Origin of the sequence: Brenneria uluponensis (assembly GCF_032395385.1) — a bacterium.
Taxonomy (GTDB): Bacteria; Pseudomonadota; Gammaproteobacteria; order Enterobacterales; family Enterobacteriaceae; genus Prodigiosinella; species Prodigiosinella aquatilis.
In genome coordinates this window covers 3,529,198-3,542,349 of record NZ_CP135917.1, presented here as the reverse complement: position 1 = coordinate 3,542,349, position 13,152 = coordinate 3,529,198, and the positions used below count along the sequence as shown (strand labels likewise).

The following is a 13,152-nucleotide window of genomic DNA, read 5'->3' as shown; positions in this document are numbered from 1 at the left end:
ATAACGGCCCTTGCATCATTAAAGGTGTAACGACGCTAAACGCAATATTTCGTTCTGCGTGGTATTTTTGGTTTCGACAATGCCTGCAACGAGGCCATTACTCATCACCAGTATTCTGTCGGTAATACCTAAAAGCTCCGGCATCTCAGAGGAGATGATAATAATTCCCTTGTTTTTCTTCGCCAGTTCGGAAATTAACTGATAGATTTCGAATTTTGCCCCAACGTCAATACCACGTGTCGGTTCATCAAGCATTAATATTTCTGGTTGGGTTAACAACCAGCGACCAATAATAACTTTTTGCTGGTTACCGCCAGACAGTGATCCGATGGCAGTACGATGCCCAGGCGTTTTTACTCGCATGGCATCAATTACCCATTGGGTGTCACTTTTCATCCGGTTGTTATCCAGTAAACCAATATTGTTTTTATATTTACGAATATTGGAAATCAGCGAGTTAAAGCCAATATCGAGATAGGCATAGATACCGGTTGAGCGACGTTCTTCCGTGACCAGTGCGAACCCATGATTAATGGCTTCATTGGCACTGTTGTTATTAATGGCTTTGCCATGCAGCTTAATGCTGCCGCCTGATTTTTCGCGGATGCCAAAGAGTGTCTCGACAATATCGGTACGTTTTGCACCGACCAGACCAGCGATGCCCAGAATTTCGCCTTTATGTAAATCAAAGGAGATATCACGGATGGAAGGCTGGCGTAGTGATGTCAGATTTCTTACTTCAAGGATCACTTCACCCGGTTTGTTGGTTTTATCCGGAAAACGCTGGTTGAGGGATCGACCGACCATCATGGCGATAATCTTGTCCATATCCAGTTCTTCCAGTGGTTGAGTCGTAATCCACTGGCCATCGCGTAAAATAGTTATTTCATCGCACAGTTGAAATATCTCTTCCATTTTGTGCGAGATATAAACAATACCGCAACCGCGATCTTTAAGTTTTCGGATAATGGTAAAAAGATGATTGACTTCTTTTTCGGTTAACGAGGAAGTCGGTTCATCCATAATGACAATCTTCGCATTATAGGAAAAAGCTTTGGCTATTTCGATCATCTGCATTTGAGAAACAGATAGTGTCGCCACTTTACTCCGCGGGTCGATATCAATATCTAATTCGTCAAATATCGCTTTGGTATCCAGAAACATTTTATCCTGATCAACAAACAGTCCTTTTTTGGGATAACGACCAAGCCACATGTTATCCATAACTGAGCGTTGCAGAACCAGATTTAATTCCTGATGAACCATTGATACGCCATTTTCCAGCGCTTCTTTGGAACTGTTAAAATTAATTTCCTCCCCTTTGAATAGGATATTTCCTGCATCTTTCTGATAAATACCAAACAGGCATTTTAATAGTGTCGATTTCCCTGCACCATTCTCTCCCATCAGAGCATGAATAGAGTGAGGTCGCACTTTCAAATTGACATTATCTAATGCCTTTACTCCGGGAAATGACTTATTGATATTGGTCATTTCCAGTAAGAATTCGTGTTGTGGTGTTGTTTTATCACTGGCCATAATTTACCTGGCTGAAAAAATCATTCGGTCAAGCGAAGCAGGGCACAGTACTATGCTGTGCCCGAAGCGATTTATTTATTTCATGAACTGTGACAGATTGTCTTTATCGACGGGAACGTAAGGCACACGGACAATTTTGTTTTCTATTTTGAACTCGGTTCCTTCAGTCGCCGGTTTACCTTCCGCCAGATTTTTTGCCAAATCCAGAGTGGCCTTCGCCTGACTTTCCGCATCGTTTAATACCGTACCCGCCATAGCGCCAGATTTTATCAGCGATAAAGCTTCCGGCAAGGCGTCAACACCGAATACGGGAATAGACGTTTTGTTATGTGCTTTCAGGGCTTCAATAGCGCCCATGGCCATCGCGTCGTTGTTCGCAATCACGACTTCGATTTTGTTGGCATTTGGGCCGGACAGCCAGGCATCCATTTTATCTTTTGCCTGAGCGGTGTCCCACATGGCCGTATCCATCTGCAACTGCTGAGTTTTGATACCGTCTTTATTCAGTGTGCTGATGACATATTTGGTTCGTGCTTCAGCATCAGGATGTCCTGGTTCACCTTTCAGCAGCACATACTGAATCTGGCCATCTTTGTTCAGATCCCATGCCGGGGTTGATTTCCAATGTTTTTCTATCAGCTGCCCCTGGATAATGCCGGCTTCTTTGGAGTCAGTGCCAACGTAGTAGGCGTTAGGATAGCGAGCCATCACTTTGGCATTCGGTTCTTTGTTAAAGAACACCACTGGAATGCCACTACTACTGGCTTTATTCAATATCACCGCCGCCGCCGCTGGATCCACCAGATTAATCGCCAGGGCTTTAACCCCTTTAGCCAGCAGCACATCGACCTGATCGTTTTGTTTGGATTGGTCATTCTGTGAGTCATTCATCAGCAGCTGTACACCGCCAATATTTTCCGCTTCTTTCTCAATGTCTTTGCGCACCATCGACATGAAGTTGTCATCATACTTGTAAATAGTGACGCCGATACGGATATTTGCTGCATGGGCAGTGGCGCCGAACATCATGCTGGCAACCAGGGCGGTGAGAGTAAAAACCTTTTTATTCATGGTATCTCCGGGTTTATGCAGGGTAGTTCTACGTCTACCACGCCCACGCTGTATGAGAGTGGTTTGACAATCAGTTAAGAAAAATTAGCAAGGCGAGTGATTACGCCAGGCTGGTGGACGCTACTACAAAACCTGACTTCCCTGTTGCGTAAAACGTCCTGAAAATAGGTTATGAATCGTTTTGCCGTAAGGACTCGATAAGGTAATGATGAATTTCATCGTGTTACATTTTGTTAGCCCTTGCAGGACAATGTCATCATAAATAACGCAATGTTAATTAACTGTGAAATTACTCACAAATTGAAAGCGGTTACATGGAGGCTTTGGTTGAATTAGTGACTGGTTCCACATTTTGGCAAGTGGCCACAGAATGGCGACGGACTAGCGTAGGCATAAAGCAGTGTTGAGCACGGTTATCCAGCTGACCTGCCGCGCCTTTTAATGCCAGCTCTGTTGCCAATTTTGCCATGGAAACAATGGGATATCGTACAGTGCTTAGTTGAGGGTCGGTATACCGTGATATGGGAATATCATCAAATCCAACCACGGATAAATGCTGGGGTACCTGAATACCATTGTCTTTCAGTGCAGAAAGCGCACCAGCCGCCATGTTGTCGTTGTAGGCGAAAACGGCCGTGAGATGCTGATTGCGGCCCAATAATTCTATCATTGCCGCTTCACCGCCTTGTAAATCGGGGTCCCCACTGGCAATCCACATATCTGGCGGTACGGTGCCTTGTTCAGCCAATGCTTGTTGCCAGCCTGAACGGCGTTGCCCGACATCTTCAATGGGATGACTGGAGCTGAGATAGCCAATACGTCGATGTCCACTTTGCTGCAACATGCGGGTTGCCATCATTGCGCCGTAAACATTGTTAAGACAGACGCAGCGATGGGCATAGCCGGGAACAATACGATTGATCAGTATCATGCCGGGTACATGGTCCATAAAGTCAGCCAGTTCGGCATCTGATAGCGCTTTGGCATGAACGATCAGTGCATTGCACCGTTGTCGGATAAATATCTCGATAGCATGGCGTTCCTTTGCTTCCTGATGGTATGAGTTATTAATTAAAACATGGTGTTGCATGCATTGCGCCACGGTATCAACCGCTTTGACCATGGCACCAAAAAAAGCGTCTGAGACATCCATGACCACAACACCTATGGTGTCGCTGATCTGCGTTGCCAGCGCCTGAGCATTGGCATTAGGGCGGTAGCCCAATGACTCGATAGCCTGTAGGACCAGCATTCGCGTTTCCGGCGTTACCGCTTTGTTGTTATTGAGCACGCGCGACACGGTAGCGATAGACACTCCAGCTTGAAGTGCGACATCACGTATAGTAATCATGGACATTCACCACAGAGGAAATAGACAAATTTGTTACCTGATATATGAAAATATATTTATGGTTATTCTGTCAGGCGTTTTCAGAATACAGCGTGAGTTTTGTCACACTAATGAAAGCGGTTACATGCCATTTTGTAACTTTTTTGTAACCTTTGTGATGACAATCATTATCCTGAATGCGTGTTTTTTGTCAGCGAGCTTTCAGTATTTAATATCTGATAGTGTCAGACACAAGGTGGTTAACATAATTGTTGGGAACATGGGCTTGATTGAGATACAGGAGCGCGGAAATATCGGAGGGTAGTTGTGAAATACCCCGACAATGATGGTTTGTCGGGGCAGGGAAACAGGTTACTTATTCAGCGGCGTAACCATTAGAGGGAATGCGTACGCTGTCCAACCAGGCTTCGCCATCTTTCATTTTCAAGCGGCCTTCCAGGAACCAGTTGACAACCAACGGATAGATGGTGTGCTCCTGTACTTGAACACGCTCGAGTACATTTTGCTCAGTATCCTCTGCAAAAATGGGCACTTTGGCCTGCAGAATGACGGGGCCACTATCCAGATCGTCAGTGACAAAATGTACCGATGTACCATGTACCATATCGCCATTTGCCAGAGCCTGAGCATGCGTATGTAAGCCAGGATATTTGGGTAGCAGGGACGGATGGATGTTAAGCATTTTTCCGGCAAAGCGTTCAACAAACTCAGGACTGAGAATGCGCATATAACCTGCCAGTGCCACCAGGTCAGGAGTATATTTTTCTATTTCATCAGCCAGTGCTGCATCGTAAGCGGCACGCTCTTCGAAATTTTTCGGACTGAGAACATGGGTGTCAATCCCTGCTTCCTGTGCCCGTGTCAGGCCGAAAGCGTCGGGATTATTGCTAAATACGGCAGCGACTCTCCCTTTTATGCGTCCATTTTTACAGGCATTAATCAACGCCTGTAAATTGCTCCCCTGGCCTGATATCAGAACAACAATATTTTTCATCACTTAATAACCACTGTTTCTCCGGTATCCGTATGAGTGATCACCCCGATTTTCCATGCTGTCTCACCGTCATTGTTCAACAACGCGATGGCGTTGTCTGCTTGCGCCGCAGGCAGAACGATAATCATACCTACGCCGCAGTTAAATGTGCGGTACATTTCGTGGCGACTGACGTTCCCTGCTTGTTGCAGCCAATTGAACACTGCGGGCCATTGCCAGCTTGATTCATCAATGGTGGCTTGCATTCCCTGTGGTAGCACACGCGGGATATTTTCCCAGAAACCGCCGCCAGTAAGATGTGATATGGCATGTACATCGCTCTTTTCAATCAGTGACAAAATGGATTTGACATAAATTTTAGTCGGTTCCAGCAGGTGATCGGCCAATGGTTTACCTTCCAGCTGTACCTGTGTTGGATCAGTGTCACTGACTTCCAGAATTTTGCGAACCAACGAGTAGCCGTTGGAATGTGGGCCGCTTGACGCCAGAGCAACCAACACATCACCTGCCTGAACCTTACTGCCATCAATGATTTCAGATTTTTCAACCACACCGACGCAGAATCCGGCTACGTCATAATCCTCGCCATGATACATGCCGGGCATTTCTGCCGTTTCACCACCCACCAGGGCACAGCCAGATTGTTTGCAGCCTTCGGCAATACCGCTAATCACACTGGCAGCGGTGTCCACATCCAGTTTTCCGGTCGCGTAATAGTCGAGAAAAAATAACGGCTCGGCACCTTGAACTATCAAATCGTTTACACACATGGCAACCAGATCGATACCAATCGCATCGTGACGTTTAAGGTCCATAGCCAAACGCAGTTTAGTGCCGACACCGTCCGTACCGGAAACTAACACTGGCTCACGGTATTTCTGCGGTAAGGCACACAGGGCACCGAAACCACCGAGTCCACCCATGACTTCCGGGCGACGGGTCTGTTTCACTACACCTTTAATACGGTTTACCAATGCATTGCCAGCATCAATATCCACGCCTGCGTCTTTATAGCTGAGAGAGGTTTTGTCGGTCACTGAGGAGTCCCCACGGAGGTTACGATTGGTGATTGAGAAATCAAGCGCGCTAATTCTAACAGTGTAAGCAATCGTTTGCGAGTGGAGTATTAGAAGCACTTGCTTTTTGCTTGCTATCAGTAATTTCCGTTATCGCTTGATCTGGATCAGACTTAATCATATGGCCTTGGCCCAAAAAAGCGTTATAATCCGGCGATTTTTTTGGCCGTCTATCGCCGAAGAGGAGAATAGTGATGAAGATCGTCGAGGTGAAACACCCGCTGGTTAAACATAAATTGGGGCTGATGCGTGAGCACGATATCAGTACCAAACGTTTTCGAGAACTGGCGTCAGAAGTGGGGAGTTTATTGACCTATGAAGCAACTGCGGGTTTAGCCACAGAAAAAGTAACTATTGAAGGTTGGTGTGGACCGGTTGAAGTCGATCAAATCAAGGGCAAGAAGATTACTGTAGTGCCTATTCTGCGAGCTGGTCTGGGGATGATGGAAGGGGTATTGGAAAATGTACCCAGCGCGCGAATTAGCGTTGTAGGGATGTACCGCAATGAAGAAACGCTGGAGCCAGTGCCCTATTTTCAAAAACTGGTTTCCAATATTGACGAGCGTATGGCACTGGTGGTTGATCCCATGCTGGCGACAGGCGGTTCGATGATCGCCACTATTGATCTGCTGAAGAAAGCGGGTTGTCGTAGCATCAAGGTACTGGTACTGGTGGCGGCCCCGGAAGGGCTTGCTGCGTTGGAAAAAGCGCATCCGGATGTTGAGTTGTATACCGCGGCGATTGATCAAGGGTTAAACGAACAGGGTTACATCATGCCGGGCCTGGGAGATGCGGGCGATAAGATATTTGGTACGAAATGATTTTTAAGCCGACTCTACAGTCGGCTTTTTTTTGCCTATTTCAGCCGGACAGTCGGCATTTCACCAAAGTAATATTACAGAGGAAAAAAAGATGACTCGTCGTGCCATCGGGGTAAGTGAACGACCACCATTGCTACAGACCATTCCGCTGAGTTTTCAACACCTGTTTGCAATGTTTGGCGCTACCGTACTGGTACCGATTCTGTTCAAAATCAATCCTGCTACCGTATTGCTGTTCAATGGCATCGGAACGCTGCTTTACCTTTTTATCTGTAAAGGCAAAATTCCGGCTTACCTTGGTTCCAGTTTTGCGTTTATTTCACCGGTTTTACTACTGCTGCCTTTGGGATACGAAGTTGCACTGGGTGGTTTTATCTTGTGCGGACTGGTGTTTTGTCTGGTTGCGCTGATTGTGAAAAAGGCCGGGACGGGTTGGTTAAATGTCATTTTCCCACCAGCCGCAATGGGGGCGATTGTCACTGTCATTGGGCTGGAGTTGGCGGGGGTTGCGGCAGGAATGGCGGGACTGTTGCCTGCTGACGGTGTGCCGGTTGACAGTAAAGCCGTGACGGTTTCTCTGATTACGCTCGCAATAACGGTACTGGGTTCTGTGTTGTTTCGGGGATTTCTGGCGATTATCCCGATTTTGATTGGTGTGTTGGCAGGCTACGCTCTGTCTTTTTCCATGGGGATGGTGGATTTTGCATCGATCAGCCAGGCACACTGGTTTGCATTACCTACATTTTACACCCCACGGTTTGAATGGTTTGCCATGTTGACCATCCTGCCTGCTTCGTTAGTGGTGATCGCCGAGCATGTGGGGCATCTGGTGGTAACGGCCAATATCGTTAAAAAAGATTTGCTTCGTGACCCAGGTCTGCATCGTTCCCTGTTTGCCAACGGCATTTCCACTATCTTGTCTGGATTTTTCGGCTCTACGCCGAATACAACTTATGGCGAGAATATTGGCGTACTGGCTATTACCAAGGTCTACAGTACCTGGGTGATTGGCGGTGCAGCGGTGCTGGCCATTCTGCTCTCCTGCGTGGGTAAGCTTGCGGCTGCGATTCAAGCGGTACCCGTGCCGGTGATGGGCGGTGTGTCTTTGCTGCTGTACGGGGTTATCGGCGCTTCCGGTATTCGTGTGCTGATTGAATCCAAAGTGGATTATAACAAAGCACAGAACCTGATTCTCACGTCGGTGATTTTGATTATCGGTGTAAGTGGCGCCAAGGTGCATCTGGGCGCGGTTGAACTGAAAGGCATGGCGTTGGCAACGGTGGTGGGTATTTGCTTGAGTTTGTTGTTCAAGGTCATCAGTCTGGTTCGCGGTGAAGAAGAGATCATTGATCCATCAGACGAAGAGCAACCAGCTCAACACTGACAGCAACCTGATATATCCCTGTTGGCCTGACGAGTTTGCAGGTTCAACAGGGTGAAGTTTCTATGCTAGACTTACTCCGTTTTTTTGCCCGTTTTGCTTGAGGTGCTTCTGAACACGCCGGCGCAGCTTTCATTGCCACTCTATTTACCTGATGACGAAACTTTTGCCAGTTTCTATGCGGGAGAAAATGCGTCTCTGCTGGCGGCTCTCCATAATGCCTTGATTCAAGAGCATGGCAGTTACATCTATTTCTGGTCTCGTCAGGGTGGGGGACGGAGCCATCTGCTGCATGCCGCCTGTGCCGAGTTTTCTCGTGCCGGTACAGCCGTCGGTTATGTGCCGCTTGATAAACGTGCTTATTTTGTGCCGGAAGTTTTGGATGGTATGGAGCAACTGGCCTTGGTTTGCATCGATAACATCAATGCTATTGCTGGTGATGAGTCTTGGGAGATGGCGATGTTCAATCTCTATAATCGCATTCAGGAGGCAGGCCATACCCGGCTGCTAATCACTGGTGACTGCCCACCTCGTCAACTCAACCTACGACTGCCCGATCTGGCTTCCCGGCTGGACTGGGGGCAAATTTACCGTCTTCAGCCACTATCGGATGAAGAAAAAGGCGAAGCACTGAAACTGCGAGCCAAACTCCGCGGTTTTGAACTGCCGGAAGATGTCAGCCGTTTCCTGTTGAAACGGCTGGATCGGGAAATGCGCACCCTGTTTATGACGCTGGATCAGCTTGACCATGCTTCTATTACCGCCCAACGCAAACTGACGATTCCCTTTGTTAAAGAGATCCTTGGTCTGTAATGACCGCGTTTAAATAATCTCCAGCACACTTTCCGGCGGCCGGCCGATGCGGGCCTGATCGTTGACTACCACTATCGGGCGTTCAATGAGTTTAGGATTTTCCACCATCGCCTGAATCAACTGGGTTTGCGTGAGGGTATCATCCGCCAGGTTCAGTTGTCGGTAGAGATCTTCTTTGCTGCGCATGAGTTCGCGGGCGTTGTCAAATCCAAGTTGCTTGATCAGCACCGCAAGGGTCGCGGCATCAGGCGGAGTTTCCAGATAAAGCACCACTGTTGGGTGAATATCATGCCGTTCCAGTAATGCCAACGTTTCCCGGCTCTTGGAACATCGCGGGTTATGGTAGATAGTGACGTGACTGTTCATGGGATAGTAACCTTTTTAACGTCAGGATTTTTCATACTTACGGAACCGTTGTTGCAGTGCCCGCAGTTGATCAATACGAGCATCGTAGCGGGCCTGCTCCAGACTGCCAAGCTTGCTGTGTGAACTGGCGCTACTGAGCAGACTGATCGCCTGATCAAGTTCGCCGTCAAGGGCCAGATTTTCTGCATGGGCTGCCATTTCCTCATTGTTCAATCCCTGGGCAGCATAGGCTTGCGCCAGCAGATCCCAGCCATTGGGATCGTTTGGATGTGCGTAAGTATAACGGCGCAGGATCTTGCTGGCTGCCGCTGCCTGGTGACCTTCCACATAAGCGTTGGCCAGGTTGATCTGTAATATCGGATTATCCTGTACATCAGGAACTTTCTGTAGACGGGATATAGCTTGTGCTGCTCGTTGCTGGCCGATATCAATGTCGGTAATCAGATCGAGGAACCACGGATTGTCGGGCGATTTCTTCAGCAGCGGTTGCAGCGTATTGCGGGCATCATCGTATTTTTTCGCCTGATAGGCTTGGATGGCCCGCCCATACCGTGCAGCTTGCTGTTGTCGGATATTGCCTTTGGCCCAACGATTCAGCAGTACTTCATTGAAGGGATTGTCCTGAGAACCATACATTCCCAATGCCCGGACCCGTGCGAACAGGAAATCCTGAGAGGAGTGTACTGGGGTGACTCGCATTTGGTTGGCCCGATTACGGGCATCAGCTAGGCGACTTTCCGGTAATGGGTGTGTTAACAGCATTTCGGGAGGTTTAGTGGCATAGCGCGACATGTCGGCCAGACGTTGCAGAAAATCCGGCATAGCCTGTGGATTGAACCCGGCACGTTGCAGAACCTGAATACCGATGCGGTCCGCTTCCTGCTCATTGGCTTGGGTAAAGCTGATTATCCCCTGCTGGGTACCCGCTAACGTCCCGCTGAGCGCCGCCATTCCCAACTGAGGGTTGGCCATCGCCAGCAGGATTGAGCCGAACGTTCCCGCCCAGGTGAGCGGCGCGCTATTCTTTTGCGATTCCATCGCTCTGGCGAGATGGCGTTGGGTCACGTGAGAGATTTCATGCGCCAGTACCGAGGCTAGCTCACTTTCATTTTCTACGTAACGGAATAATCCAGAATGGATAACAACATTACCGCCAAAAAAAGCGAACGCGTTGATTTCATCATTGTTAACCAGGAAAAAATGAAAGGGTGTGCGCACGGAATTCGCGGATTGCACCAGCCGATCACCGAGCTGGTTGATGTAGTTCAATAATAACGGGTCGTTAATCAATGGTGCGCCGGCACGTAGTTTGCGCAAATAGAAATCCCCCATCGCCAGCTCCTGGTTGATGCTGAGCGTACTACCGGCTGTTGTGCCAATATCCGGCAGCAAATCCTGGGATGCGGCATATGCGGTGATCGCCCCACTTGCCAGCAGTGTTCCTACCAGAATGGGAATGACCGTTTTTCCGAGTCGGTTAGACATAACGGGTAAAACCTTCTGAACAGCATGTGAGATAAGACGTATCTGCCAACATCTTAGCCAGCGACGGCACACAAAGAAATACTTATAGAGAAAAGCTGGCAGGAAAAAGAGTCAGTGAATTGAAATACAAGACACCGGTGCTTTAAAAACAAAGCACTGGTGTCAATAGATTGTTACCCCGAAAAATCACACGCCGTTGAGATAGCTCAGTATAATGTCGTGATGATTACTGGTTTTAAAATCATCAAACACTTTTTCAATTTTACCTTCTGTGTCAATCAGAAAGCTGATGCGGTGAATACCGTCATAGGTTTTGCCCATAAAGGTTTTTTCACCCCAGACGCCAAACAGCTCTGAAACTTCGTGATTTTCATCGGCAAGCAGGGTGAAATTCAATAACTCTTTTTCTGTAAAACGAGATAGTTTTTCCGGCTTGTCCGTACTGATGCCTAATACTTCAACATCATGCTTTTTTAGCTCATCCATGTTATCTCTCAGCCCACAGGCTTGCACAGTGCAACCTGGTGTCATGGCTTTGGGATAGAAATACACCAGGACCCGCTGTCCCTGGAAGTCGGTCAAATTAACTTGTTCGCCATCCTGGTCAGGCAAGCTAAATTTCGGTGCGATATCACCGGCTTTCAGTGTGTTCATCACTACTCTCCATCGTTCTCTTCATGCTGCGGATAGTTTACGACGCTAATATTGCCTTGTGCGTGCAGTTCTGTACATAGCTGATGAAAGGCAGGCTCAATAATTGAGCCTGCCAGTACGGCAGGACTGTGTGCGGTAATCTGGATATACAACCGCGGGAGGGCATTCCCTTCTGCTGGCTGTGTTTTAGAAACCAACTCTGCAATATTCATCTGGTAAGAATCAAATAGATTGGTAAAGCGTTCAATAATATGGGGTGAATCCGTGACTTCCACTTTTACCCATACAGTAGCAGGCATCGGTGGGCGAAATTGTGATTCGGTACGCTTCATCACAATCAGCAACGCCATTTCAGCAGCCTTGAGCGGTAAGGTGGATTCTATCAGCGTAATGGCATTCCAACTGCCGGAAAGCAACATGATAAATGTGAACTCTTTGCCTAGCATGGCAAGACGGCTATCTTCGATATTACAGCCGCAACTACTGACGTGGCGGGTAATCGCATTGACGATTCCGGGACGATCGGTCCCCAGTGCGGTGATGACCAGATAGTATTCTTGTTGGCTCGGCAAAATTATGCTTCCTGTACAAAATGTTGGGAGTAACATGGTAAACACAAAAAAAACCACCTGCCAAGCGCTTACAACAGCGGTTGCAAGCTTGCTTTTGCATAGAAGTCAAAAGTACCATGAAGAACTTGTTTGTGGAGGGGATGGCTAATGTTTACGGGAAGTATTGTTGCTCTGGTTACGCCGATGGACGACAAAGGTGCTGTTGATCGTGCTAGCCTGAAAAAACTGATTGATTATCATGTCGCTAGCGGGACGTCAGCGATTGTTTCGGTAGGTACTACCGGTGAATCTGCCACATTAAGCCATGATGAACATGGCGATGTGGTGATGCTAACGCTGGAGTTGTGCGATGGCCGTATCCCGGTTATTGCCGGAACCGGTGCCAATGCCACGGCGGAAGGGATTTCTCTGACTCAGCGGTTTAATGATACCGGGGTTGCGGGTTGTCTTACTGTAACGCCGTATTACAACAAACCGACGCAGGAAGGGTTGTTTCAGCACTTCAAAGCGATTGCCGAACATACTGATTTGCCACAGATCCTGTATAACGTACCTTCCCGTACCGGTTGCGATATGCTGCCGGAAACGATAGCCCGTTTGTCAGAAATTAAAAATATTGTGGCAGTTAAAGAAGCAACCGGGAACTTAAGCCGGGTAAGTCAGATCCAAGTGCTGGTTCATGAAGATTTTATTCTGCTGAGTGGTGATGACATCAGTAGTCTGGACTTTATGCAACTGGGTGGCAAAGGGGTTATTTCCGTGACGGCAAATATTGCTGCCCGTGAAATGGCTGAACTTTGTGCACTGGCGGCGCAGGGGAATTTTACCGAAGCTCGCCGCCTGAATCAGCGTTTGATGCCACTGCATCAGAAACTGTTTGTTGAACCCAATCCTATTCCGGTGAAATGGGCCTGTAAGGCATTGGGATTAATGGCGACCGATACGCTTCGTCTGCCGATGACACCGTTGACTGAAACTGGTCGGCCGGTGTTGGAGCTCGCGATGAAGCAGGCCGGTTTGCTGTAACCG

General features: G+C 48.1%; 13 protein-coding genes. 4 read left to right on the top strand and 9 right to left on the bottom strand.

All coding sequences use genetic code 11. The features are described 5' to 3' along the window. Positions 1 to 18: 18 nt before the first annotated feature. The 5 genes from mglA to purM form a co-directional block, all read right to left on the bottom strand. Positions 19 to 1,539 (bottom strand): galactose/methyl galactoside ABC transporter ATP-binding protein MglA, encoded by a 1,521-nt coding sequence (mglA, locus tag RS889_RS16565; protein ID WP_315708054.1) that lies wholly within the window; start codon positions 1,537 to 1,539, stop codon positions 19 to 21. A 75-nt stretch (positions 1,540 to 1,614) separates the two neighbouring features. Beyond that, on the bottom strand, positions 1,615 to 2,610 hold the full coding sequence (mglB, locus tag RS889_RS16560; protein ID WP_315708053.1) for a galactose/glucose ABC transporter substrate-binding protein MglB: 996 nt from the start codon (positions 2,608 to 2,610) through the stop codon (positions 1,615 to 1,617). Positions 2,611 to 2,920: 310 nt separating this feature from the next. Then, positions 2,921 to 3,961 (bottom strand): HTH-type transcriptional regulator GalS, encoded by a 1,041-nt coding sequence (gene galS, locus RS889_RS16555; RefSeq protein ID WP_315708052.1) that lies wholly within the window; start codon positions 3,959 to 3,961, stop codon positions 2,921 to 2,923. A 355-nt stretch (positions 3,962 to 4,316) separates the two neighbouring features. After that, positions 4,317 to 4,955: a phosphoribosylglycinamide formyltransferase gene (gene purN / locus RS889_RS16550; RefSeq protein WP_315708051.1), complete on the bottom strand. Its 639-nt coding sequence runs from the start codon at positions 4,953 to 4,955 to the stop codon at positions 4,317 to 4,319. Continuing rightward, on the bottom strand, positions 4,955 to 5,992 hold the full coding sequence (gene purM / locus RS889_RS16545) for a phosphoribosylformylglycinamidine cyclo-ligase (RefSeq protein ID WP_315708050.1): 1,038 nt from the start codon (positions 5,990 to 5,992) through the stop codon (positions 4,955 to 4,957). The genes purN and purM overlap by 1 nt, the downstream gene beginning before the upstream one ends. Before the next feature lie 233 nt (positions 5,993 to 6,225). Between purM and upp the strand changes: the two genes are divergently transcribed. The 3 genes from upp to hda all read left to right on the top strand — a co-directional run bounded on the left by upp (position 6,226) and on the right by hda (position 9,046). Continuing rightward, positions 6,226 to 6,852, top strand: coding sequence for a uracil phosphoribosyltransferase (gene upp, locus RS889_RS16540; RefSeq protein ID WP_021015050.1), 627 nt, complete (start codon positions 6,226 to 6,228; stop codon positions 6,850 to 6,852). A 91-nt stretch (positions 6,853 to 6,943) separates the two neighbouring features. Continuing rightward, the gene (gene uraA, locus RS889_RS16535; protein WP_315708049.1) at positions 6,944 to 8,236 is read left to right on the top strand and encodes a uracil permease; all 1,293 of its coding nucleotides are present in this window, start codon (positions 6,944 to 6,946) and stop codon (positions 8,234 to 8,236) included. A gap of 102 nt (positions 8,237 to 8,338) precedes the next feature. Then, on the top strand, positions 8,339 to 9,046 hold the full coding sequence (hda, locus tag RS889_RS16530) for a DnaA inactivator Hda (RefSeq protein WP_021015052.1): 708 nt from the start codon (positions 8,339 to 8,341) through the stop codon (positions 9,044 to 9,046). Positions 9,047 to 9,055: 9 nt separating this feature from the next. Here hda and arsC read toward each other — a convergent pair whose 3' ends face one another. The 4 genes from arsC to RS889_RS16510 all read right to left on the bottom strand — a co-directional run bounded on the left by arsC (position 9,056) and on the right by RS889_RS16510 (position 12,159). After that, positions 9,056 to 9,412, bottom strand: a complete 357-nt coding sequence (gene arsC / locus RS889_RS16525; protein ID WP_315708048.1) for an arsenate reductase (glutaredoxin) — start codon at positions 9,410 to 9,412, stop codon at positions 9,056 to 9,058. 21 nt (positions 9,413 to 9,433) lie between these two features. Further along, entirely contained in the window at positions 9,434 to 10,897 is a 1,464-nt protein-coding gene (bepA, locus tag RS889_RS16520; RefSeq protein ID WP_315708047.1) for a beta-barrel assembly-enhancing protease, read from the bottom strand. Between the two features lie 186 nt (positions 10,898 to 11,083). After that, positions 11,084 to 11,551, bottom strand: coding sequence for a thioredoxin-dependent thiol peroxidase (gene bcp, locus RS889_RS16515; RefSeq protein ID WP_021015055.1), 468 nt, complete (start codon positions 11,549 to 11,551; stop codon positions 11,084 to 11,086). Between the two features lie 2 nt (positions 11,552 to 11,553). Next, positions 11,554 to 12,159, bottom strand: coding sequence for a glycine cleavage system transcriptional repressor (locus RS889_RS16510; protein ID WP_425475159.1), 606 nt, complete (start codon positions 12,157 to 12,159; stop codon positions 11,554 to 11,556). A gap of 111 nt (positions 12,160 to 12,270) precedes the next feature. On the opposite strand from RS889_RS16510, the gene dapA reads away from it, so the two are divergent. Continuing rightward, complete coding sequence (gene dapA, locus RS889_RS16505) at positions 12,271 to 13,149, top strand: 4-hydroxy-tetrahydrodipicolinate synthase (RefSeq protein WP_021015057.1); 879 nt, start codon at positions 12,271 to 12,273, stop codon at positions 13,147 to 13,149. The last annotated feature ends 3 nt before the right edge of the window (positions 13,150 to 13,152 follow it).